This window comes from Stieleria tagensis, from assembly GCF_024129865.1.
In the GTDB taxonomy this organism is placed as follows: Bacteria; Planctomycetota; Planctomycetia; order Pirellulales; family Pirellulaceae; genus Stieleria; species Stieleria tagensis.
In genome coordinates this window covers 23,463-46,607 of sequence record NZ_JAMYFE010000019.1, presented here as the reverse complement: position 1 = coordinate 46,607, position 23,145 = coordinate 23,463, and the positions used below count along the sequence as shown (strand labels likewise).

At 56.0% G+C, this 23,145-nt stretch carries 19 protein-coding genes and 1 tRNA gene; 7 read left to right on the top strand and 13 right to left on the bottom strand.

What is annotated here, in order from left to right; genetic code table 11:
• Positions 1–94 precede the first annotated feature (94 nt).
• On the bottom strand, positions 95–2,566 hold the full coding sequence (locus tag NHH03_RS03160; protein ID WP_253154290.1) for a DUF1592 domain-containing protein: 2,472 nt from the start codon (positions 2,564–2,566) through the stop codon (positions 95–97).
• A complete protein-coding gene (locus NHH03_RS03155; RefSeq protein ID WP_253154289.1) occupies positions 2,566–3,846 on the bottom strand; it encodes a DUF1552 domain-containing protein in 1,281 nt (426 codons plus the stop codon). The genes NHH03_RS03160 and NHH03_RS03155 overlap by 1 nt, the downstream gene beginning before the upstream one ends.
• A gap of 271 nt (positions 3,847–4,117) precedes the next feature.
• On the opposite strand from NHH03_RS03155, the gene NHH03_RS03150 reads away from it, so the two are divergent.
• Positions 4,118–4,921, top strand: a complete 804-nt coding sequence (locus tag NHH03_RS03150) for a protein kinase domain-containing protein (protein WP_253154288.1) — start codon at positions 4,118–4,120, stop codon at positions 4,919–4,921.
• On the opposite strand, the gene NHH03_RS03145 is transcribed toward NHH03_RS03150, so the two are convergent.
• From NHH03_RS03145 to NHH03_RS03125, 5 genes are all read right to left on the bottom strand, one after another.
• Positions 4,922–5,248, bottom strand: coding sequence for a hypothetical protein (locus tag NHH03_RS03145; RefSeq protein ID WP_253154287.1), 327 nt, complete (start codon positions 5,246–5,248; stop codon positions 4,922–4,924).
• A 451-nt stretch (positions 5,249–5,699) separates the two neighbouring features.
• Positions 5,700–8,012 (bottom strand): AMP-binding protein, encoded by a 2,313-nt coding sequence (locus NHH03_RS03140; RefSeq protein ID WP_253154286.1) that lies wholly within the window; start codon positions 8,010–8,012, stop codon positions 5,700–5,702.
• Positions 8,013–8,137: 125 nt separating this feature from the next.
• Positions 8,138–9,628: a sulfatase family protein gene (locus NHH03_RS03135; RefSeq protein ID WP_253154285.1), complete on the bottom strand. Its 1,491-nt coding sequence runs from the start codon at positions 9,626–9,628 to the stop codon at positions 8,138–8,140.
• 52 nt (positions 9,629–9,680) lie between these two features.
• Positions 9,681–10,358 (bottom strand): CDP-alcohol phosphatidyltransferase family protein, encoded by a 678-nt coding sequence (locus NHH03_RS03130; RefSeq protein ID WP_253154284.1) that lies wholly within the window; start codon positions 10,356–10,358, stop codon positions 9,681–9,683.
• A gap of 176 nt (positions 10,359–10,534) precedes the next feature.
• Positions 10,535–10,825: a hypothetical protein gene (locus NHH03_RS03125; protein ID WP_253154283.1), complete on the bottom strand. Its 291-nt coding sequence runs from the start codon at positions 10,823–10,825 to the stop codon at positions 10,535–10,537.
• A gap of 54 nt (positions 10,826–10,879) precedes the next feature.
• On the opposite strand from NHH03_RS03125, the gene NHH03_RS03120 reads away from it, so the two are divergent.
• Both NHH03_RS03120 and NHH03_RS03115 read left to right on the top strand, forming a co-directional pair.
• Positions 10,880–11,752 carry a hypothetical protein gene (locus NHH03_RS03120; RefSeq protein ID WP_253154282.1) on the top strand — a complete coding sequence of 291 codons (873 nt, stop codon included), beginning with the start codon at positions 10,880–10,882 and terminating at the stop codon, positions 11,750–11,752.
• Between the two features lie 92 nt (positions 11,753–11,844).
• Positions 11,845–11,929: transfer RNA gene (locus NHH03_RS03115), tRNA-Leu, on the top strand.
• A 172-nt stretch (positions 11,930–12,101) separates the two neighbouring features.
• Here the strand turns inward: NHH03_RS03115 and NHH03_RS03110 are convergent.
• From NHH03_RS03110 to NHH03_RS28095, 3 genes are all read right to left on the bottom strand, one after another.
• Complete coding sequence (locus NHH03_RS03110; RefSeq protein ID WP_253154281.1) at positions 12,102–12,272, bottom strand: hypothetical protein; 171 nt, start codon at positions 12,270–12,272, stop codon at positions 12,102–12,104.
• Between the two features lie 101 nt (positions 12,273–12,373).
• On the bottom strand, positions 12,374–13,588 hold the full coding sequence (locus NHH03_RS03105; protein WP_253154280.1) for a DUF1559 domain-containing protein: 1,215 nt from the start codon (positions 13,586–13,588) through the stop codon (positions 12,374–12,376).
• Positions 13,589–13,968: 380 nt separating this feature from the next.
• Positions 13,969–15,840 (bottom strand): tetratricopeptide repeat protein, encoded by a 1,872-nt coding sequence (locus NHH03_RS28095; protein ID WP_253154279.1) that lies wholly within the window; start codon positions 15,838–15,840, stop codon positions 13,969–13,971.
• A gap of 29 nt (positions 15,841–15,869) precedes the next feature.
• Between NHH03_RS28095 and NHH03_RS03095 the strand changes: the two genes are divergently transcribed.
• On the top strand, positions 15,870–16,697 hold the full coding sequence (locus tag NHH03_RS03095; protein ID WP_253154278.1) for a DUF2293 domain-containing protein: 828 nt from the start codon (positions 15,870–15,872) through the stop codon (positions 16,695–16,697).
• On the opposite strand, the gene NHH03_RS03090 is transcribed toward NHH03_RS03095, so the two are convergent.
• Positions 16,694–17,524 (bottom strand): histidinol-phosphatase HisJ family protein, encoded by an 831-nt coding sequence (locus tag NHH03_RS03090; protein WP_253154277.1) that lies wholly within the window; start codon positions 17,522–17,524, stop codon positions 16,694–16,696. The genes NHH03_RS03095 and NHH03_RS03090 overlap by 4 nt on opposite strands.
• A gap of 64 nt (positions 17,525–17,588) precedes the next feature.
• Complete coding sequence (locus NHH03_RS03085) at positions 17,589–17,984, bottom strand: hypothetical protein (protein ID WP_253154276.1); 396 nt, start codon at positions 17,982–17,984, stop codon at positions 17,589–17,591.
• Between the two features lie 15 nt (positions 17,985–17,999).
• On the opposite strand from NHH03_RS03085, the gene NHH03_RS03080 reads away from it, so the two are divergent.
• Together NHH03_RS03080 and NHH03_RS03075 are read left to right on the top strand one after the other, a co-directional pair.
• Entirely contained in the window at positions 18,000–19,214 is a 1,215-nt protein-coding gene (locus NHH03_RS03080) for an SGNH/GDSL hydrolase family protein (RefSeq protein WP_253154275.1), read from the top strand.
• 160 nt (positions 19,215–19,374) lie between these two features.
• Positions 19,375–20,628 carry a hypothetical protein gene (locus NHH03_RS03075; RefSeq protein ID WP_253154274.1) on the top strand — a complete coding sequence of 418 codons (1,254 nt, stop codon included), beginning with the start codon at positions 19,375–19,377 and terminating at the stop codon, positions 20,626–20,628.
• Positions 20,629–21,116: 488 nt separating this feature from the next.
• Here NHH03_RS03075 and NHH03_RS03070 read toward each other — a convergent pair whose 3' ends face one another.
• Positions 21,117–22,265 (bottom strand): DegT/DnrJ/EryC1/StrS family aminotransferase, encoded by a 1,149-nt coding sequence (locus NHH03_RS03070; protein WP_253154273.1) that lies wholly within the window; start codon positions 22,263–22,265, stop codon positions 21,117–21,119.
• A gap of 379 nt (positions 22,266–22,644) precedes the next feature.
• Here NHH03_RS03070 and yajC point away from each other — a divergent pair, with 379 nt between their 5' ends.
• Positions 22,645–23,049: a preprotein translocase subunit YajC gene (yajC, locus tag NHH03_RS03065; protein WP_253154272.1), complete on the top strand. Its 405-nt coding sequence runs from the start codon at positions 22,645–22,647 to the stop codon at positions 23,047–23,049.
• The last annotated feature ends 96 nt before the right edge of the window (positions 23,050–23,145 follow it).

Here is a 23,145-nt window from a genome sequence, read left to right as displayed (position 1 = left end):
CTCCGTTACGGTAGCTGATCCCGCCAGGGTTCAGTCGGTCTGGAATGCAAGGAATCTGAACCGTGGCCGGTCCAACTACGGTTGGAGATGCCTGCTAGCGTGATGCGAACAGGTCGCTCAGAACGATCTGTTCGATCATGGTTTTTGTCGGGTAGTCCTCAGACTCAAGCCGCTGCAAGATATCATCGATCGTACCGCGGTCGGCCGGTTCGACGCGTCTGCCGAGCGAATAGGCGAACAGTTTTTCCGCCAACGCGCGAACGAAAAATGCCTTTCGTTCGACCAGCAACCGCTTCAGCCCGACAATGTCATCAAAGGTCTGCCCGCTGGGCAGTTTTCCCGACGTATCGATCGGACTCTTGTTTTCATAGCGGCTGCGCCATTGGCCGATCGGATCAAAACTCTCCATGGCAAACCCGAGCGGATCGAATTTGCGATGGCACTCGTTGCAAGCCGCCGACGCGCGGTGTTTTTCCAACAGGTCACGCACCGATTTCGAACCGCGAACATCAGGATCGATGGCTGGCACATCATCCGGTGGTGGCGCCGGCGGCGTTCCCAACACATTTTCCAGCATCCAAACGCCGCGGATCACGGGCGAGGTTTCGATCCCGTTGGCTGAAACGGTCAGCACACTGGCCTGACCCAGCAGACCGCCACGCCGGCGGTCAGGAAAGTTGACTTTGCGAAACTCATTGGCGTTTTCCGCGGGCACTAAATCGACGACGTCATAGACACGCGCAAGGTCACGGTTGATGAACGAATAATCCGCTTCCAACCACCGCGTCGCGGGTTGGTTGTCATCGATTAAGTCGCGGAAAAACAAACGCGTCTCTTGTTTCATGTCCGCTTTCAAATCCGACGCATAGTAGCGCCAGAACGCATCGCGATCCGGCGGCATGTCCCCCAAGGCTCGCAGATTCAACCAGGCATCGGTGAATCCGGCAACCATCGCATCCGACTCCGGTGTTGCCAACAATCGACGGGTTTGCTGCAGCAATGCGTCGGCATCCAATTTGCCCTGATCCGCCAATTCACGCAGCCCCGCGTCCGGCATCGAACCGGTCAGAAAGTAAGATAGTCGCGACGCTAGCGCGTGCTGGGAAATCTGGTTTGATTCGGGATCACAATCCGGTTGCAGATACAGAAACGAGGGGGAACATAAAACGGTTTTCAAAACGTCTTTGAAAGCACCCAAGGGTTCTCGGCCTTGGGTGACACGGGCCTGGTAGACAGCCATCAGCCGATCAAGTTCGCCGGATTTCAACGGTCGACGATAGGCACGCGTCGCGAATCGGTCGACTAATTCGGGAACCTGCTGGGGATCGAATTGACCGGATGGCAGAATGCTGCGCACCGTCTCGCTGGGCCACTGGGTAAACAGCGGTCCACGGATGGAAACTTCATGGATTCGAATTTGCGGCATTTTGCCATAACGCAGCATGGCCTTTCGCCCCACCACGATGCCTTTGCCACCACGTGCTTTTTCCGGCAGTGTGTCGTTGTAGATGCGGTGCAATCGCGTGTGTAACGGACGAATCGCTTCCAGCCCATTTTCAAACGTGAACCGCGGTGAAAAACCACGATCCAGTGGCACTTCAAAACGGTACCACTGTGGCGCTCCGTCCTGAATCGTCTGCTCGGCCAATAGCGGTTGAATCGGCTGCATCGTGTGCAAGCTGCCGACGGCCGCGTTTCCGGGGCGAATCCCCATGCGAAACTTTTCACTCAGATCGATCTTCAGATGTTCTTCGGCGTAGGGCGAATCTCGATGCAGGGCTTGGGCCAAGACGCGGATTTCATAGCGTCCATCGGCAGGCACCCCGTCGTGGAATTTCTCCAGCGGACCGTAGGCACCTTCGGGACGATCGGCCAAAGGTGAATCGTAGAGGCACAGGTATCGATGGTTAAAGGCTTCGCGATGGGCGGAATCCAGTTCCGGCTGTTGCCGAAATCCACCGTCGAAAACCCAACTTTGTTCGGCCGGTTGTTGCAGGTTGGCCAACGCTTTCTCGATGATCAGGTCCGCCGCGTCCAGGTACTGTTCCAGTAAGTAGCCGGATGTCACCAGAGCGTTGCCGACATTGTCTAAATGCTCGACCGTATTGTCGCTGGGGAAGCGGTCGGTGGGGTCGAACATGGACATGTCCATGTTCAGCAGATCGCCGATGGTTGCGACGTATTCTCGTCGTGTCAATCGTCGCAAGACGGTTTGCGCCCCCGTGCTGGTCGATTGCTCACGTAAACCCCGCAGCACTTCGGTCAATCCATCAATCGCCTGTTGACGTTGTTTATCGCTCGGCTGGTCGGCGTCTTCGGGTGGCATTTCGCCGAGCGTCAACTGGTCAATAATGTCTTGAAGCGTGATCAAGGTGTCATTGCCAGCGTCGGCCAGATCCAAGCTGTCAAAGCTTCGCTCGCCACTCGGGTCGTCGCTGTGATGGCAATCCAAACAGTACTGCCCCAGAAATTCGGTCGCATCATCTGCGGCAGTGACCGCCGAGCATCCCCACAACATCAGCGCAGCGACAGCGCCCAGGCATCGCCCAATGAACGGCTGTTCCATCAAACCCACTCCAACCCGCGCAGCGTTCCGGTGCTGGTTGAAAATCGTTCGGTTTGCACACCGAACCGCTGCAGCATCGTCAGGTACAGATTGGTCAGCGGCGGGCGATGAGGAGAATTTTTATCAAACCACATCGTGCCTTGATGGCGATAGCCGCCACCGGCCAGAACAATCGGCAGGTTGGTGTTGGTGTGCGAATTTGCATTGCCCATGCCACTGCCAAACAGGACGGAAGTTTGATCCAGCAAATTTGAATCACCGATCTCACTTTCACGCAACTTCGTCAAGAACCGCGAAAACTGTTCGACCTGATAGGACTCGATCTTGATCAGCGCGTCGATCGCGTCTTGGCGCTGGCCGTGATGCGAAAGCGAGTGATAGCCGCTGCGGTATCCAAAGTCACGGGCTTCGAAGTCGCCTCCGATTTCCAGCGTCGCAATCCGTGTCGAATCGGTTTGCAACGCCAATGTAATCAGGTCGTACAGCATCGGCAGGTCATCGACCATGTTGGTCTTGGTGGGGCGATCAAATGGCGCCGTTGGTTTTTCGATGTCGACCCATTGCTTGCTGTTCTCCAGTCGCTGTTCGACTTCGCGGATCGAGGTCAGATACTCATCCAGTTTGTTTCGATCCCGCGAATTCAATTCTCGAGCAATCGATCGCGCGTCGCCGCCAACGGCGTCCAAAATCGATGCCTTCATTCGGAACCGATCCGCCGCTTTCTGTTGGTCCTTGGGAGCAATGCCGACAAACAGTTTCTCGAACAATTGCCCGGGACCGGTGATCGGAGGAACCCGCGTCCCGGCACGACTCCACGACATCTGGCAACCACCATGAATGCCGGAGTCACTGCCGACGGTCAATGACGCGAATCGGGTTTGTCCACCGATCGTTTCAGCCGCCGCCTGATCGAGTGTCATGTTGCCATCGGGCATCGATTTCGCATCGACGTTGCGGACACCCGATAGGAATGCGTGAATGGAAAAGTGACCGCCTTTTAAACCATGATCCAGTCCACCAATCACGGTCATGTCTCGTTTATGATCCGCCAGCGATGCCAGGGTGGTCGAAAGCGTTTCGGAATCGTGTTGGGGCCAAAAAGCTTCCGGATAAAACCCCAGCATGTTTCCGATACAAACCATGCGCTGTGGATTTTTCCCATTCGACGGTGCCGCCTCAGCTTGTCCACGCAACGAGGCGAATGCGGGTAGAGCAATTGAAACACCGGCGGCACGAAGCAGCGAGCGACGTCGCAACCGAGCAGAATCAGGGCGATTCATCGGTGATTTGAACCTTGATTGGAAAGGGTGGGATCAGCGGACCAAGGGCGGGGGCTGGGGGGGCGAGAGGCGCGAAATCGCTTGATCAAGCATCTACGCCGCATGGCTTCATTCTACACCATCTCGTGCGGCTTGAAAAAAACAATCGTTTTGGCAATCCACGCTGACTTTGCCGACCATCCGGATCGACTGCCAGCGGTGCGGATCGTTGTGACGATGGATTCAATCGTCGACGTTTTTTCACCATTCGACTTCAATAATTGATTGCATTATGGACTGGAAGTTGCCCGAGCGGCTGGGGATTTGGAGACTTGGGGCTCTGCTGCATGCCAATGAGACCGTTTGTGTGACTCGGGCCCAACCGGTCGATGCGATCGGCAGTCCGCGCTGGGATTATGTGGTCAAATTGGGTGATCGGCAAAACGTCCAGTGGTTGATTGATCGTTCGATCAACGCCGGCGCAGCTCTCGCCCACCCCAATATCGTGCCCGTTTTGGATGGTGACGCGACCGGACAGTTGCCCTATCTAGTGATGCCAGCACTGGAAGGCAAAACGATGCAGTGGCATTTGAAGCGTGGCCCCAAAAAACCACTTCCCGTTGCCCTATGGTTGGTGCGTCAAGTTTGCCAAGCCATCGAATCGATGCGGTTGGTCGGTTGGACACATGGCAACATCACACCGAACAACTTGATTGTCGGCAGCAACGGTCACGTGACGCTGATCGACTTTGCATCCGCACACGACGGATTGACCGACAACGGATTCATTCCACCGCTACAGGTATTTCGCTCGGCGACTAACTACATGGCTCCTGAAATATCGCAGGGGACGGAATCGACCACTCATGCCAGCGATCTATTTGCTACGGGAAAAATTTTGTGGGAATGGTTGACTCGAGTCGACACCAGCAACGAAATCCAATTGAGTCCGGTCTGTGAACTGGTCGAACAAATGGTGGACCAGATCCCGACTAGGCGCCCCACCGCAGGCGAAGTGACTCAGGCGCTGTTGCGGCTGGAAATCGACACGCTGGGCGATCACATTGGCCCGGACAGCAAGCGCCGGGCCGCGTAGCTAGACCAAGCAAGCACTGCTGCTGTCACACACCAGTGAGGGCAGCGTTGCTGCCGGAGTCGGCGCCGGGCTAGCTGCTTCGATTGTTTCCATCGGCATCGGCATCAGCACTTCCGCCGCCGGGATCAGACGCACGTTTTCACAGCGTGACAAATAGAATTGGCGAGGTTCTTCACGGCACAGGCAAAGCCCTAGAAATCGTTCCTGGCCGACGAACCGGATCGGGCTGACGATGCGGCGCGTTCGATTGCCTTTGGAATCGCTGTAAATCATTTCGATGACGAATGTTTCCGAGTCCATCATGGCGCGACGAAGTACGTTTTTCATTTCTTGATCCCCCGAAGGATTGGTTTGGTACGGGTAAGTCGTCCGGGAATTCCCATCACGACTGTCCCGTGGTGTGCAGAGGAAGTATCAGCGCGCGGCGGACACGTTCGGTCACCACCCCCGCCAAACCACTGAAAAGCCCGCAAAAACTGGGGTTGCAGGGCACTCGCCCACTGCCGGATTCACCGGGGCACACGTGAGTATTGAGGTTTCGCTGTTATCACAACCCGACGCGTGAGCGAGGGATTTAGGGTGTTGACTGGATCCCTCGCTGACGCGTCGGGTTACCAAAAACCAGGGCCTGACGCGAAAACGCATCTTCAACGGCGCTGGTGTGGAGGATTTATCCGACTCGGGTCAGGGTTTTCTGCGAAGAATAAAGCCGGTCGGATAAATCCTCCGCACCAGAGTGCGACCGGTTAACGAAATCGACCGATCGGCGATCGGACCGCTATTTCGATGTCAACTCGACGGCCAGATCTTTGGCACCTTTGAGATCCAGTTTGCCGGTGCCCAGCAATGGAATCTTGTCGACTTCGAAAAATGCGTCACGTGAGGGAATAAACAGATTCGGCAGCCCGGCTTGTTTGAGATCTGACAGGATCGATTCGACGTCTTTACACAGCGGGCGATGCAGCACAATCAGTCGTTCGCCTTTCTTGCTGTCGGGGACCGACGTCACGCACAAACGAACCTCGCATTCATCATCGTCTCCATCGCCCGCCTTCGCATCGCCACCGTCTTTGCTGGCTGCGGCACAGGCCAGATTGATCTGGTCTTCGACTTTGATATGGGGCACCATCTCGCCACCGATCTTCGAAAATCGGCTTAGCCGGCCGGTGATGAATAGGAAACCTTGATCGTCAACGTGGGCGATGTCACCGGTTTTGTACCAACCCGCTTGCAACACTTCATCGGTCTGTTCTTGCTTGTTCGCATAGCCAGTCATCACGTTCGGTCCGGCAATCATCAGCATGCCATCTTGGCCCGCGCCAAGTTCTTCGCCGGTCTCATTGGAAACGATTTTGGCACACACCCCTGGCAGCGGTCGTCCCACCGAGCCTTCTTCGCGGTCGGGTTGGAATTTCGCCTGCGATCGACTTGGTGGCACATTGACCGAGACCAGGGGGCTTAGCTCGGTTGTGCCGTAGCCTTCGACCGGTCGCACGCCAAATCTTTCTTCGAACGATGCAAACAACTCGGTGGGCATTTTTTCAGCCCCGACGACACAGGTATCCAGTTTGGAAAACTGTTCGGGCGCGATCCGACGGATGTAGCCCCGTAAAAACGTCGGTGTGGCCAACAACACGGTCGCGCCATACTTTTCAGCCAGCTTGCCGACCTGTCGTGCATCAAGCGGATTAAAGTGATACACGCCACAGGGTCCCAACACTTGGGCCGCCCACAGCGTCACGCTGTATCCAAAGGAATGGAAGAACGGCAACACGCCCAACACCACATCTTGGTCGGTCAATCGGACCGCTTTCTTGATCGTGTCGACGTTGTGGCTGATGTTGGACTGGCTCAGCATCACGCCTTTGGGCATCCCCGTCGAACCACTGGTGAAAATCACGGTCAACAGATCATCGCCGTTGATTTGATTCAGCCCCAACACGCGGTCCAATAGCCAGGCCGGCACCAAATTGGCCTGCATAAACGCGATCGCTTTATCCATCGTGGTGATCTTTTCCGGGATCGATTCCAGTTTGATCACTTCGGTATCAATCGTCAGGTTGAGCTTGCTTAAGAACCGTTCACTGGTCAGGACATGTTTGACACCGATCTCTTTGATGCAGTGATTGATGACTTCACTGGTGACTGTGTAGTTCAGGTTTGCTGAGACGCGTCGATCGAGTGCCAGGGCAACATTGGTGATCACACCGCCGGCGCTCGGCGGCAGTAGGACGCCGATGTTTTTTTCGTCGCGAGCGAAGACTTCACGTGAGAGCACACGTCGCAGAGCCAAGGCCCGGGTCAATGCTTGCCGCCCACTGACTTCGCTGCCCATCGAATCGGCAATTTGCAACCTGCCGCCACGGTGTCGCCAGGCACGGATGACCGAACTGGCCAAACGTGGGAATTCTTGACGGTGTTCGACCGCGGCTCGTGCTTGCAACTGCTGCACCTGTGACCGCACCAGATCAATCGGCGTTTGATTAGGCAACGGTTTGCCGACGAACAGCGTCAACTTGCGACGAAATTTCTCTGGCCATTTGAAGAAAAACTTGCCACCGGAGAAGCTGAACAAGCTGCCCCACATGCCATCCAAATACACCGGCACCACGGGGGCGTCGTTGCCCTGCATGATTTTCCGCATCCCGGGTTTGAAAGCTTGTAGTTGTCCGGTCCGCGTGATCGTGCCTTCGGGGAAAATGCCGATCACGTCGCCCGCCTTCAGACCTTCACGCGCCGCGATCAGCGCCCGAGCGATCGATTTGGGATTGGCCAACATCAAAATGGTGTCGAAGGCTGCGGCCAGCCATTTTGCCAATCCCGATCCAAAATTGGATCCGTCGACGACAAAGCGAACATTCCGCGGCAACATCCATAAGATCAGGATGCCATCGATCCAGGACACATGATTGGAAACGACTAGATAGCCGCCCTGCGAGGGCAGGTTTTCCAGGCCGATGACCTGTTTTCGATAGAGAATCGATAAAAACGGTCGAAAAATTGCGCGGACAAACAGCCGCGGCAATAAGACAGCCGACGCAGCGATCAGAAGAAGGAGAACAATCAATGCTCCCAGGACATACCAACCCATTCGCTGAGTTCCTTTGTCAATTGACCAAACGGTTCGGATCGTTACGGGGTTTTATTCCAAAGTTACGATGAGCTTTGGGAAACGAAGATAGGTGATTGCAGGGTCCGCTAGCAATATCATCGCGGCTAACGAATCGCTTTGTCCGGCAGAGCAGTTCCGATCCCGGCATCAAGCGGCATTTTGTCCGATGCTTCGTCCAGGCCGACCGCCTGCATCGCTCGCAGCAGACGTTGCTGCATCTCAGCAACCGTGTCTTGGTATTCCGGATGGTCGATCAGGTTCGTCGATTCTTCGGGATCGTTGGCGATGTCATACAGTTCGGCCATGTGCTGGTCCGGCGTCCCGTCGCCATGTGGATAACGCGTGTACTTGAACCGGTCGCCGCGGACGCAGCGCACGTTCGGTGTGTAAGGAAATTGTTTTTCGTAGTTGTAGGAATACAGCCACTCGGTCCGCCAATCGCCGGCATCACCACTGATCAACGGTTTGATCGAGTGACCGTGGATGTTTTCCAAGGCCGTGGCCCCGGCGGCATCCAAAATCGTGGGGGCGACATCGGTCGTCAGCACTTGCTGCTTGATTCGCAGCGGGCCGGATTGTTTGGTCCAGGCGGGATAGCGAATGATCATCGGCACCCGGACACTGGCTTCGTGAGCGGTGCGTTTATCAACCATGCCATGCTCACCTTCGAGTAACCCGTTGTCACCCATGAACACAAACATCGTGTTGTCAAACTGGCCGATCTGTTTCAGATAGTCAACCAATCGTCCCACGCTGTCGTCGACCGAAAGGATCGTTCCCCAATAGGCGCGAACCATGCGTGAAAAATCGACCACGCCACTCGCTTTGTCGTTGGGGAATTCTTTTCGCCAATCAAAGATCGGGCCATAAATGCCATGCCAGGTCGACAATCGCTCAGTGATCCATTCGGGTTTGTCGTCCAGTTGAAACGACGAATGCGGGTAATTGACTTCGACTTCATCAAAGACGTGTTCGTACTTGGGTTCGGGAAAGTAAAAACTATGAGGCGCCTTTTGACCGATCATCATCAGAAACGGTTTTGAAGCATCGGACTGCTGATGCTGTTTCATCCAGTCGATCGCCATGTCCGTGACCACTGTCGTGTAATAGCCCGGCACGACTTTGGCACCCTGACCATTTTGATTGAAAGCGGTGTCGAAGTAGGCTCCCTGGCCTTTGTGAGTGACGAAGTAATCGAATCCGGGGCGGGGCGTGTCGTCGGATTCGCCCATGTGCCATTTCCCGATGTAGGCCGTTTGGTAGCCCGACTGTTGCAACTGACTGGGGAAACTTGCCAGCCCGGCGGGATAGTCGGTGAAGTTATTGGTGACGCCATGGGCGTGGGCGTACAAACCGCTCAGGATCGTTGCACGACTGGGCGAGCACAAACTGGTGGTGCAGAACATGTTTTCGAAATACAGTCCCTCGTCGGCCAAGGCATCGATATTTGGCGTTTTCAGGTGAGGGTGGCCCGCACACGACAATGCGTTCCAACGGATGTCGTCACACAACACGACGACGACGTTCGGGCGAGTTTGTGCAGAGGCATGGACGCTGATCACCAGCAGCAAGCAAAGGGCGAAAATCTGTCGCATATCAGGGCTAGTTCGGCAGGGGAAGGGAAGCGGGGAACAAGTCAACCATTGCCTAGTCTATCAATTGCCACTGCGATGTGTCCGGCGCGCCGCCTTTGCGGTTGACTTCCCTGACCGATCGCACCAACTGAATGGGTAATTGCACCAGCCCGATGACGATCAACCCGACATAGGCGATGGTCAAAATTCCCGTCGGTGTCGCCAATTGGTTCCAGGAGGCATGCGATCCCGCGATCGTCAATCCGAGCAGACACAACACCGCCTTGAATTCGGTCGGACCAAACTTTGCCAACGTGAACTCACCGATCAATTTGGCTTTGATGTTGGTCAGCACGGCAATCGCAAACAAACAGACCACGGCGACCAAGGCCAGATCCAAGCGGGCACAGGCGACGCCGATCCCAATCAGATAGTAAGCAAACGAAAGTGGATCGGTGAAATGGTCCAGCAACTCGCCGCCGTTACGACATTGCCCCGTACTGCGGGCGTGTGTTCCATCCACACAGTCCGCCAAGTGGTTGCCAACAATCCCGATCGCGGCCAGCACACCGGCCCACCAATAGGTCGTTGAATAGGCCAGTCCGATCGCGCCGACGATCGCTGATAAATGCCCGATCAAAACGATTCCCTCAGGCGGAAACCCGGTGGGAATAGGCAGACGTGGATACAAGGATTGCAGTTTTGGACCGACATACGGATCAAGCAAACTGTGTGATATCCGAGCGCTCATCGCTTCATTCCTCATTGCATTGGTCGATGTTTTCCGAAGCCCCTGTTTCACCGGGCTGTTGATTTGGCAACCCGACGCGTTAGCGAGGGATTTAGCCTATTGACGGGATCCCTCGCTAACGCGTCGGGTTACCGTTTCCACTCTAAGTTGCCTTCAAAGATTCAATCAACAGCCCGTCACTGCCGGGCCTCAACCATCAAGAGCCTGTACCACACCGCTTTGTTTGCACTGTTTGCCAATTTGGCTGACGACAAACGGAAATTTTTACACTCCGGTGGATCGACACTGCCGCTGCAAATGCCCGAATCACTGTGTTTCACGGCATCGGCTACAAACGATTTGAATCGCCCCAACGCCTCACCACAGGCACCGCCATCGCCGTCCAGGCCGCCTGTTTCACGGCAATCGAGATAGGTTTCGATGGATTGGTACCGATCTTGCAGCCTGTCCAAACGAAAGATTACCACCTATTTCGAGAGCCGCGCATCTTGCAGATGCTCCTACTTGTTGCGACAAATCCAATGAGACGCCTGACCCCCAGCCTACTATCGACAATTGCAATCACCTCTCTGCTGTGGGGAGTGGAAGCGTCTGCACAGCCAGACACGGCCATCACGCGGATGCGCCCGCTGGGGTCTCCCAGCGCAGTCGATCAGTTTCGCCGCGACCGGCCTCACCCGGTGACCACTGCCGGGTATTCGGCAGATGGATCAACGGGGCATTCAGCAGCGGTTCGCCAAACGGTTTGGATGCAAAACGGTCTTTCCGCGCCGCCGTTGGAAGGTTCGGGGATTCAGTTACCTGGCAGTCAGCCCACGATCATGCCGAATCCCAATGCATTGCCAAACGAGATCCCCTTTCCGGAAGCCAATACGATCACGGCAGCGCCGCAGACGATGAACACCCCTCGTGCGCTGCCAACGCAGGATCCATCCCAGACGATCTTGTCGACAGATGCCGCGATTGTTTCGTCATCGGACGCCACGTTCATGGCACAGCCTCAGTTGACCAGCAGCGGGTTCGCGACGGTTGACAATTGCAATCTGATCACCGGCCCCAGCCCCTATCAGTCGGCCGGCGGATTTGGTTGTGGATGTGGGCCAGTTGTCCCCACCACCTATGCCGCTCCCGCCAGCGGCACCTACGGCGTGTCTCCGATCACCATGCCTGCCGAGATCCCTTCGTCGGCCACGATTGTCCCACCAAGCGTCTTCCCGCCCACGACGCAAACCATCGTCGCCCCGGCGGCGACAACCGCGTCAGCCCCCCGAGCGCTGGTTTCACTGGGACAAGATAAATATGCCGTCCAACTTGGACAGGGCTTGTGGGGCCAACCGGTGGCCTATGTTCCCGGCCAGGGGCTTCGCAACTGGCTACGCTATTTTTCGTTCTAAGCAGCAGTGCAAATCTCGAGAAACTCAGCAGCCCCGGCTTGCACAGCGGATGTGGCTTCGATAACTTACCGCCCTTGAAAAAAAGCAACCAAGCGGATGTGGCGGAATTGGCAGACGCGCTAGATTCAGGTTCTAGTGTTCGATAAGAACGTGGAGGTTCAAATCCTCTCATCCGCACTGCAAATAACGGGTTTTCTGGCAAACGCTGGAAAGCCCGTTTTTTTTGCGCTATACCATCTGTTGCCCGGCCCGATAGGCGGTGCCGCCGCAGGTTGCTCTGCAATTGTGTGACGAATTGGGCCGGACAAACTGAATTGTTCCGGCCCTCAAAAGCTGGACGACTGGCCGTCTATTCGCCGTGGTCGTTGATGTCCTGGCCCGTCACTTTGGCGAGTTCCGCTTCGTAGTCGGCAATCGCTTGCTGATCGACACCATCGGTCACCGTACGATTCGCCTCGTCGCCACATCCAGCAACCAGAGCAACAACGAACATCAGGGACAATAGAGAAAGAGCTTTCATCGTGAGGACTCAATTAGAAAAAAGTTGAAAAACAGGACCCTGCTGACAGACGCGGTGACCTGCCAACCAAATTGGGTCGGCATCGCGTTTGATGTGACCAACTACTGATTCAGCTGTTCGTCGATCGTCTCGCCGCTGGCACGTGTGCCAAGTGCTCCCCAAACGCCGTAGGGACTTGCGGAACCAGGGGCTTGAGCACCGGTACCATTTAGCCACACATTGCCGGCTGATGAAGTGCCTGCTTCGATGGAATCGGAGATGAAGATGACAGCACCATCACCCATCAAGACATGACAGCCGCCCTGATGGCGACTGGACATCGTTGCAATCAGAGTTGTGCCGAGCGTGTTATAAGGACCACAGACTTCACTATTAGGTGAAAGGATCGTCATGCATCCGGAAAACAAAGGTCCATGATCGGCCCAGCGGTATCCGCGACCAAATAGTTTTCGTGATTGCATGTAGTACTGTGGATCCCAAAATCGAGGTCGTTCGGGATTAATCAAGGGTTTGCAGACGGTTGGGTTATCACGAATGCTTGCCAGCGAAACCCCGGGTGCACTGCTATTGGGGGCTGATTCAGTGGTGATGGTTCGATTGTCGTTGTCACCCAAGTCAGTCATGATTTCGCCCATTGCAATGGTATTAGACAATCCATCCAGACAATCTCGAAAACGGGTCTTATCGATCGGTTTGAAGAAGCCACGGTGTGCCGCCCTGGCTTGATTCGAGGCACCTGCTGTCTGCTGCGTTCGCTGCGCATTCCAGGGGCCAAAGTAGACTCGCCAGCAGGAATCTCCGACGCAGGCGGCGTAGTTGGTTCGGCCCAGCGCGGGGAGCCCAAATCCGGGGTCACTGGGGCAGCGGTAACCCGGAATTTCTGTCGTCCAGGGGATGTATTGAATTTGATCGGGAGTCGATCCCATTGACGGCCAAGGCGGCGATTGAATCCCACCATCGGTGCGCTGCTGACTGGGATTCGAGATTTGGTCCCAAAGCCCTTGTTGTTCGATAAACGGCAGCGTGGGAACGAGCATGCTTAATCGATAGCGGTTCCCTAGTGCCGAGGTGCGGAAGTACTGGTCTGGTGTGCCCGGCTGCGTTCCCGTTCCATGTGTCGGCACCTGCTTGTAAGCCGAATGGTAATTATGGATGGCGAGACCGATCTGTTTGAAATTGTTGCTGCAACTCATCCGCCGCGCGGCTTCACGCGCCGCCTGAACCGCCGGCAGTAGCAGTCCGACCAAAATTCCTATGATGGCGATCACAACAAGAAGTTCCACCAATGTGAAACCACGATTTTGAGAACTCTTCATGGTCTTCCTCGATTACAGGGTATGACTCAACAAAGAAATAAGGGGATCGCAGTTAACAGAGTGTGTGGCGAACGGCGATTTGTTTACCGTACTGCAGGCAGCGGCGTGGTTGTTTCTTTTTTAGCCACAGAATCGCAAACTTTCTCGAGTTTGCTGTTGCGAGTGTTGAATCAAATCGTTCCTCAACAACGTCGAACGACCACGCCAACATCGCGCCACTAAGAATCTCGCAAAAGAATGATGGCCGGGTGTTCAGGTCCAGGTCTCTTACGGACTGAATACTCAGCCAGTCGATCAACGCCATGCTGGTGTTCGCTAAGGTCAGCTCTTGCGAGCGCAACGAGCAAACCGCAACCTAGGTTTCGAACTCTCTTGGCGCATCATCGCTTCTTTGTCCAAGTGGCGCGCAGCCGCTGGGCATTCAGAAAACACTCGTCGGCCAACTCGTTTTCGTCGAGTGATAGATGTAGTTGCCCCAACGCTTCGTAGGCCGACGCCCGTCGCAGTCCGTCGCTCGCAAAAATCGCTTCCATCAAATATGCCTTGGCGGCAACGGTGTGCCCTTGGCGGGCCAGCAACTGGCCGAACGGTTGCAAGGCACGCTCAAACGTGCCGAACTCAAACAGTTTGGTGTAGCGCTCGATCGCGATGTCGGGCTGGCCCAATTTGTCGCTGCAATCGGCCAGGAGATACCAGCTTTCCAAATCACGCGGCAACAATCGAATGGCGTCGTCGGCACTTCGCTGGGCTTCTTCAAATTTACCGGCCCAATGCAAGACCTTGGCCAGATTTCGAAACGCGACCCCTTGTGCCTGGCGATCGATCCCGCCGCGGACTGTCGCGATCGCGCGTTCGATTTGGTCGGCAGCAGGCGTTGTCGCGACGATCTGGCGCTGGGCCAACGCAGCGATGATCTGCAGCGCCAATTCACGATGCACATCAATGGTTGGGTGCACATGATCCAAAAACGATTCGGCACCAAAACAGCGGTGCCCCAATTGCGAGCGAACCGAATCGTTCAAGTAAGATTCAAAATCAACAGGGATCACGTCTGGCGACCGCATCGATTCGCGAACGATCGATTTGATTGGCGTCGTCGCGCGCAGCGGACAGACATCGTGGTCGATCGCCCGCTGGAACGCGATCGCGGCATCGTCGCCACGCCCCAGTTCCAACAACGTCTTGCCAAGTAAGTAATCAACCGCGGCGTTTTGCGGATCCGTTTGCTGAATCAATTCCAGCGTCTCGAGCGCGCCTGCAAAATCGTTCTCCGAGTAAGCCTGCTGCGCCGAATCAAGTTGTTCATCCAATCGGCCTCGTGTCGCGTCATCGAGCTGCTCGTCAAACAGGGCTTTAAACGGGGCGCAATCTCGTAGACTGGAAACGGGAGTGACGATCGCTAACTTTGCACCGCAGTTCTGTGCGATCGCCTCCATCCGCCGTAGGTTGACGCGAAAGTGTTGTTCGACACCGCGGTACCATTCTGGATCGCGGCGGTAATCGGCTGGCCCCACACTGTGGTTAAGCATCTCGTCGACTTCCGCCGGCAAGATCGCTTTGTTGGCCTCGACGTCCTGAACGCTGGGGGTGGAAGCTTTCCAGCGGTCAACGATGCGATTGATTCGACGGCCGAGATGTGTGCGAGAGAATGCGGCGGCCAACTGCTGTGTCGCTTGAGAGCTGTCGATCAAATCCTCATAGGTTCTCCATTCCAAAAACTCGTTTTGGCCGGTGTACAACACGAACAGGTCGACATCGTAGGCCGACATTTCTTGCATTACCCTGGCCACGCGGTAGCTGGCATAGCTAACACCGCCCGCATTGATCACTTCCCACTGAGTTTGCGGCTGAACCATCGGCAACAACTGTCGCAGCCAACCACAAAACGAGGTCGAATCATCAAACGGGCGCCCAAAAGTCGTCGAGCCGCCCAAGCAAACGATCCGATAAACGTTGTCACCTTTGACCGCAGGAAATGACTGGTCATTGAACCACACCAATTTTGAAACATTGGTGCGGAAAACTGGCTGGCCGGTTTCATCCTGTTGGCCGATGAACAATTCAGCGCTCCCGGTAAACCCAACCCAAGGATCCTCCAATGAGGGTGGATCGCCATAATCGATGGCAGCCAAAGCCAATTCGACCACCAGAAAAAATGCTCCGACGGAAACCAGCGAAAAACAGATTTTCTTGGCAAGGCTGATCCGTTGTCGGTTTGGCCGACCGGATGATTGAGGTTGCTCCGCCGACACAGCAGATCACTACGCGGTTGTAAGGTGGGATGGACTGGCGACTGACTGGCGATTCACTCCAGGCGTTGCCGCAACAGCACCTTGCAACGCCGGGTGGTGCGATCGCATCATACCAGACCAAAGTTGACTTCACGAGCAAACTCGCACTCTCCCGTCCTATGCCCAATCAGTCACGCACCGTTTCTCCCGGCCCCAACACCAACCAAGTGATCGATGCGGACGGAACGATCTTGAACGTTCCCGACGGTTGGCGGTTGTTGCCGCCCGGCGATGCCGGATTGACCCGCCGGGTCAAAGCCGCGGGGCCAACGTGGACGGTGAAACAAAAGCGGGGGCGTCGTGTTTTTTCGCAGGGGGTGTGGGCGGATGCACAACAGATCGCCTCGGCCAAACAGACGTTGGACGCGGAGCGTTCCACCGACGCCTATGCCAAGAAACGAAAGAGCGATGCCGCCCGCCGCGAAAAAAAGCAAACCGAATATGTCGGCGAGTTTGAATCCGCGGTGATCAAGTTTCTCGCATTCGATGATCGATACCAAGACGTCTCGCGACAATTGGCCGATGCGGTCACTCGCCACGCCACACCCGTCGGCAGCGGCACCGTCGCGCGGACGCAGCGGATCCCGGTTCAGCAGCGTGCTGAATCGGCCGTGATCGCTTGGATGCGACACCAAACGACGGCCTACGACAATCTGTCAATCCCACGCGTCAAGGGCAAGCGACGCGAGGTGCGGCGGATGTTGGCCGAGCAGTCACGCCGACTGTTGGAATCCTATCGCAAGGGACGTGATGTCGACGCGATTCGTTGCCCGCTTCAGATCGCGCTGCAAAAAACGATCGACATTGAAGCGTCTTAGGCGTTGATCGCTGCCAAGGCGTCGCTGATCGCAACCGGTTGACGCTGGCGGCCCAAAAAGTAATTGACATGGGTGTAGCCGGCGGCACGCAACAACTCCATCGCGGACTCGTAACCATCCCCGACGCGGCCGGGCGTGTGAGCATCGGCACCGAGCGTGACCGGAATCCCACGGATCTGCATCTCACGTAGCATGTCGGGAAACGGATTCATCTGGGAAATCCGTTTATTGACGCCACTGGTGTTCAATTCCATCGCCACGCCAGTTTTAGCGATCCGATCCAACGCCGGCCGAATCACATCTAAAATCGCAACCGGATCCCAGGCTTCGCTGGTAAAGTTCTTGATCAAATCCGGGTGCGCCAGCGAATCGAACAAACCCGTTTCAGCCGACTTTGCCAACAGATTGAAATAGGTCCGCTGGACTTCTAGCAAATCGTCCTGCCAGTAGTCGCGGCGAAACTCCGCGATCTGGGGATGCACTGAACCGAGCACGAATTGAAAATCGGTGCTCGAAAGTTGTTTCTCCAGATACGTTTCATAGCCTTCGAAATAATCGGCTTCCAATCCCAAACCGACATCGATTCGCCCGCGCCATTGATCCGTGGCCTGAGCGACCAAGTCGACGTATTGGTCGAACTCTGATTCGGCCATCCGCACACCAGCTGAAAATCCAGCGGGCATCGGGTTGTGGCAAGTGATATGAATCCCTTTCAAACCGCGAGATTCGGCAACCGCAGCGTACTCGGTCGGATAGCCATCGGCGTGCTTGCAGAGCGGCGTGTGAGAATGAGATTCAAATAAGACGCGTTCTTCAGTCGTAATCAAAACAAACTCTGGGGAATGCGATGAGGATGCGTGTGCAGTTGGTCTGGGTCTGACCGGAAACCCACTAGAAAGGTTCGTCGTTGTCGTCGACCGGATCGCCACACCATTTCTTCAGTGACTCGATCACACCATCGCGACCCTTTTGGCTGGTCCACAACGAATCATCGACGTCCAGACGAATTTCATACTCACCTTCACGTTCACACTGCTCGTCTCCACAAAAATGCGGCAAGTCAGCGACCCAAACGATTCGGTAAAGTGGTACGTGCTTGTCATCGACAACGATCAACGGTGATTCCATACGATTGGTCACTCGATTCTTCAGGTAGACGAACGGAGAAATGCCGCGTTTGGCATTCTGGGTACCACCTCCATGTTCCCAGAAATTACGATCTGGGCAATCCGTTTTTATCCCAGGTTCGGTTTGCGGCGGCAAACCGACACTGTCAATTCCACGCATCGGCCTGTCAATAACATGCGAAAATCCCGTTTTGCTGCCGTCCTGTCATTGGCCATCACCCTTTTGACGGCGCCCTGCGACAGTGCCGATCAAACCATTCCCGCAGCCGTGAAAATTCGAGGAAACTTGGATCACAGCCGTCAGGTCTTTACATCCACCGGCCAGGGGAATGTTGTGTTCTTGGGCGGATCGATCACCGAAATGGACGGCTACCGGCCGATGGTGATGCAATCGCTGCAAAAACGCTTTCCGGACACCCAGTTCCATTTCAGCAATGCCGGGATCGCATCGACCTGCTCACACACCGGTGCGTTCCGAATGCCACGTGACGTGATTTCCCAGCACCCGGACCTGTTGTTCGTTGAATTTGCAGTCAATGACGACCAGGACGCCGGGCACAGCCGGGCCGACGCGGTGCGGGGGATGGAAGGCATCATTCGTGCCGCCAAAAAAGCCAATCCCGAACTGGACATCGTGATGACGCACTTCGTCAATCCGTCCCTACTGGCGACCACAGGCAAAGGGGAAACGCCGACCAGCATCGGTGCCCACGAAAAGGCCGCGCAGCACTACCAGATCAGCACTTGCAACGTGGCGATCGAATTAAACCAGCAGATCAACGCCGGCAAAACCAGCTGGAAAATTTACGGCGGCGTGCACCCCAAACCTGCCGGAAATCGCATCGCAGCCGATCTGATCGAACAGGTTTTCAATGCGAATCAGTTTTCCCAGGCCCAGCAATCTTCTCCTTCCCCGCAATCTCAAGCCTCTCCGGTCATTGACCTACCCGCACCGATCGACGCCTCCAGTTTCTTCCGTGGCCGATTCCTGGACAACCAAGCCGTGCAACTCGGCAGTGGCTGGTCGCGGGTCGAACCGGATTGGTCAAACATCCCCGGTTCAAAACGCCCCCGCTACACGGGGCGTCCATTGACCGTCAGCGAAACACCGGGATCGGAATTGGAGGTTCAGTTTTCCGGGACCGCATTTGGCTTGTTTGTGGTTGCCGGCCCCGATGCGGGCGCAGTCGAGTTTTCAATGGATGGCGGTGACTGGCAAACGGTCGACCTTTACCATCGCTACAGCAAAGGGCTTCATTACCCTCGCACCGTCGTGTTGGAATCAGGGATGGAGGACACACCACACGATGTCAAATTGCGTGTCGCGCCCAAGAGCAACCCACAAAGCAGTGGCAGCGCGATACGGATTCTTGAGTTCGTCGCATCCTAAGCATCGCGTGAACAACAATTGGCGAGTTTACCGTAGCTGATCCCGCCAGGGTTCAGTCTTTTACCGTGCAAATCTGAACCCTGGCGGGATCAGCTACGGCGGTTATTGATCATGCGATGCTGAGCCTTTGTCCAACACCCCGTGACCCATGGCACTGTCCGTGAAAACGAATCCAGCGTCACCCGATCGCTCGCGTCCGCGGTATCTGGTTCCCGGACTGTGTGGTCTTGCTGGGCTTGTCCCCATCTATCTTGTCACCTTGTTCGTCACCGGTTTGCCACTGTTGGCGGTCACCCTTGCGGCGATTGCAGCGGCGGTTGGATTCATCGGTTGCTTGCTCGTTCGCAATCGCGGGAAAATGTCGTTGGCGATTGTTGTGATTGCATTTCCGATCATCGCTTCACTGGCTTTTCTTACGATCCAACTCTTGGGGCCGCTCGCTCAGCGAGAACGGTCGATTGCCGTTTTGCGCGGAAGTTCGATTGGGTATCGCGTGCGGTCTGCGGACCAGCTCGGTGAGTGGCAGCGAGACCGGAATGGAAGGATGTTGCCGACTTGGATCGTGAATCAAATTGGGCCTGATTGTCTGTCGGAGCTGACAGCGATCGACGGTGACCTGGGGGCGTTTCAATCCATTCAATTCAATGACATCGATCCCTCCCAGTTGTCCAGGATCGAACTGAATCGGTATTACCGCGACGGCCAAGCGGTGTCACCGCAGCTGGTCAGCTGGCTCAATGGTGTCGATTCGACAAGACTTCGTTTCAGATTGTTTGATCTCACACAAGCGGACGTAGATGCGTTGGCAGAGTTGCAGCGGGACTATCAATTAACCATTGAAAACGTGGATGAATACTCGGGAGATTTTTCGCGACTGAAGTCCGCATCCAGCCTTTCGATTCGTGGTGCTGAACTTACGAAACAGCAAATGCGACAGTTGGCGGCGTTGTCAGCAACGCGAATCACGCTGGACGGGTTTCAGTTGACGGCTGACACGATTGCCAGCCTGAACGATCGATCAACCGATCGTTCCAACTTGACGATACAAAATACCAAGCTGGATTCTGCCGCACTCGGCGCGTTGCTCTCTGTCCCACGTTGTGGCATCACACTCAGTAACGTCCGACTACCGGTTCCGGGACTCGAGTCCTATCTGATCGGCCTGGTGACCCCGGAAGATGCTGATCAGCGAACGATTCCAATGGCCCGATCCGTGCTGGTGCTTCAAGGCAAACCCACGCTCGCCGATGCGAAACGCATGGTGGGCCTATTTCATTGTCAGCAGTTCATGATCGACCTGGTCGTCTCGCAGCAGCAGGTCGATTCGTTTTGGGACTTTCCGGAACTGGAAACGATTCAGGTGCTCCGTCCCGAGGACCGCCGCGAGCAGACGTTCACGCGAAATTCTGAATGAATAAGCAGGTCAGGTGCTAAATGCCGCTGACTGTTTGATTGCATCGCAAACGCGAAGTGTAAGTTTTGAAGTTGCGTTTCTATGGTAACCCGACGCGTGAGCGAGGGATTTTGGGTGTCAACGGGATCCCTCGCTGACGCGTTTTGAAGCCAGCGCTCTAGCAATTCACTCGCCCGCTTGGAGCTTGTGCAGTTCACCCGGGGTTCCTGCCGAACCTGCCTCCAGCAGGTTCGGCAGTGACCCCGGGCTAAGCTATGGAACGCCGTTGGCGTAGAGATGGGATTGAGTGCATGCGACTCTCCCAAGGGAGAGTGAAGGGATCGAAGCAGCAATTTGCTGAGTCATTTGAGTTGAAAAGGCTGTTTAGCGCTGGCTTCAACACTGATGCTTCGGGTTACCAAAAACTATAGCCTGACGCATAAACGCAACTTCAACACGCTGTAATTACAGGGGCAGCCCCAACAACCATTTGACATCAATCGCGCGGGTTATTGGGGGAGCTTCAACGCTGCCGCTAGGCGTTCACGCTGCTCGCCGGTCGCCAGCAGCATCGAGTGGTCGAACAGGCAGAGTTGTTCGCCCAGGATCCGACAGCGACCGAGTTGTCCCACTTTTCCACAGCGACGGTCACTGCTGCGGTGCATCGAGCGATAACCAGCGCCGACCGGCAGCCCCCGCGCAACAAGCATTGCCAGCAAATGATCTCTCCCGGGGACAGACCCCGGTGCACCCGCGTGATCTCTCCCGGGGACAGACCCCGGTGCTCCTGCGGGGACAGACCCCGGTACACCTGCGGGGACAGACCCCGGTGCGGCGTTGACGTTGGCGGCCAATTTGTAGCAGGTGGCGCCACAGACTGGCTGCAGGTCCCCGACGGCATCCCGCAGCCAATCGACGGCGTTGAGCAGAAACTGCGTCGTTTCGTGTCGGATTTGATTGCATTGCTCGAGACGCAGCAGTTGTGGCAGCAGCGCGGCGGCCTGCAATTCGCTTAGAGGCATGGCGTTGCTGGGGCGATCCAACAACACGTTCCATTTACTGGCCACTGAATCATCATTTGTCAGCAAAGCCCCGCCGGTTCCAGCGGTCAGCGGTTTGCTGCCACCGAAGCTGTACACACCGACGTCGCCCCAGGCGGCGGCGGGGCGTCCGTCGACCCACATGCCGGGGACTTGGCAGGCGTCTTCGACCAATTTCCAGCCCCGGCGATCACAGAGGCTGCGAATCGAGGCGATCTGGGCGGGGATGCCGTACAAATGCGACACCAACACCGCTCGAACACGCGAGTCCGACACTTCATCTAGCTGGCCGGGATCGATTGAAAAACCAGCGGGATCGGCATCAACCAGCAGCGGGCGGGCTCCCAACAGCTCGATGGCACGAAAGTTTCCTGGATAATCGTAGCCGCAACAGATCACTTGATCGCCGGGCAGAACGCCGACGCTGCGAAGTGCCAATTCGACTGCGACCGAACCGCTGCTGGTCAATCGGCAGCGTTTCGATGCGGTCAATTGGCAAAGCTGGTCGGCCAATTCGACGGCGGCCGGTCCTTGATATCGCCCCCAATTTCCGCTGGCAATCGACTCTGCAACCGATTCGGCGATCTCCGGCCACTGTGGCGGCCAAGCAGGAAACAATGGCGAATCGGGCACAGCAGGCGGCTGCCGCTGGCGAGCACCCGCTGGGGGCATGGGTAATCTGGAGCGATCAGGAAGGGGCTGATTTGTCATCCGAGCGGCATCCATATGGGAAAAGTGTGGCGAAAGCTTGACGACTTCGCCCTTGGCTGGGCTTGTGACCAATTTTGGGCTTCCATATCATGCCGCACTTGTATTTTGCTTGCCGGAAACTGTCGTTTCTGGGGTCGATGCCATCACGTCATCGGCGAGCGTTGCCTCGAACGCGGCAGCGGCGTCCCAGAATTGGCAGATTAGAACCCATTTGGTCCGGATTGTGATCCAACCTTTAACTCAATTCGAACCTTCCTTGTTAGCCAGTTTGTCTTCATTCGAATTAATGACGTCCCTGCGCCCGATTGTGGGAATGCTGTGGGATTTCAAGTTGTTTCTGGGCGACGATGCAGCGCCGGCAGCCGCTGGCGACAAACCGTTGATCCTGCAGTTGATGGAAAATCCGCTGTTCCCGATCGCGGGGATCATGTTGATCTTCTATTTGACTCTGATCGGACCGGAACGCCGCCGCAAGGCCGCTGAAGCGAAACGCCTGTCAGCGATCACCAAGAATGACCGGGTGATCACGAGCGGCGGACTGCATGGCACTGTCGTCAGTGCACCGAGCGACAGCGATGTGATCACGATTCGACTAGATGACAACGGCACGCTGCGTGTCAAAGTCAGCCGCTGGGCGTTGACGGTCGTCAGCGACAAACCCAGCAAAGAGGCTTCCAAGGACGACTCGTGAAACCAATATATCTGGCCTGACGCCGAATCCACCGGACACTCACTGTGTCGCCCTTAGCCAATCGATTTGGCCCTAGCGACCCACTTCCCACATCTG

What these genes read in the sequence shown, in the direction of transcription:
- NHH03_RS03160 (WP_253154290.1), bottom strand. Translation starts at nt 2,566, where the DNA reads ATGGAACAGCCGTTCATTGGGCGATGCCTGGGCGCTGTCGCTGCGCTG.
- NHH03_RS03155 (WP_253154289.1), bottom strand. Translation starts at nt 3,846, where the DNA reads ATGAATCGCCCTGATTCTGCTCGGTTGCGACGTCGCTCGCTGCTTCGT.
- NHH03_RS03150 (WP_253154288.1), top strand. Translation starts at nt 4,118, where the DNA reads ATGGACTGGAAGTTGCCCGAGCGGCTGGGGATTTGGAGACTTGGGGCT.
- NHH03_RS03145 (WP_253154287.1), bottom strand. Translation starts at nt 5,248, where the DNA reads ATGAAAAACGTACTTCGTCGCGCCATGATGGACTCGGAAACATTCGTC.
- NHH03_RS03140 (WP_253154286.1), bottom strand. Translation starts at nt 8,012, where the DNA reads ATGGGTTGGTATGTCCTGGGAGCATTGATTGTTCTCCTTCTTCTGATC.
- NHH03_RS03135 (WP_253154285.1), bottom strand. Translation starts at nt 9,628, where the DNA reads ATGCGACAGATTTTCGCCCTTTGCTTGCTGCTGGTGATCAGCGTCCAT.
- NHH03_RS03130 (WP_253154284.1), bottom strand. Translation starts at nt 10,358, where the DNA reads ATGAGCGCTCGGATATCACACAGTTTGCTTGATCCGTATGTCGGTCCA.
- NHH03_RS03120 (WP_253154282.1), top strand. Translation starts at nt 10,880, where the DNA reads ATGAGACGCCTGACCCCCAGCCTACTATCGACAATTGCAATCACCTCT.
- NHH03_RS03110 (WP_253154281.1), bottom strand. Translation starts at nt 12,272, where the DNA reads ATGAAAGCTCTTTCTCTATTGTCCCTGATGTTCGTTGTTGCTCTGGTT.
- NHH03_RS03105 (WP_253154280.1), bottom strand. Translation starts at nt 13,588, where the DNA reads ATGAAGAGTTCTCAAAATCGTGGTTTCACATTGGTGGAACTTCTTGTT.
- NHH03_RS03095 (WP_253154278.1), top strand. Translation starts at nt 15,870, where the DNA reads ATGGACTGGCGACTGACTGGCGATTCACTCCAGGCGTTGCCGCAACAG.
- NHH03_RS03085 (WP_253154276.1), bottom strand. Translation starts at nt 17,984, where the DNA reads ATGCGTGGAATTGACAGTGTCGGTTTGCCGCCGCAAACCGAACCTGGG.
- NHH03_RS03080 (WP_253154275.1), top strand. Translation starts at nt 18,000, where the DNA reads ATGCGAAAATCCCGTTTTGCTGCCGTCCTGTCATTGGCCATCACCCTT.
- yajC (WP_253154272.1), top strand. Translation starts at nt 22,645, where the DNA reads ATGACGTCCCTGCGCCCGATTGTGGGAATGCTGTGGGATTTCAAGTTG.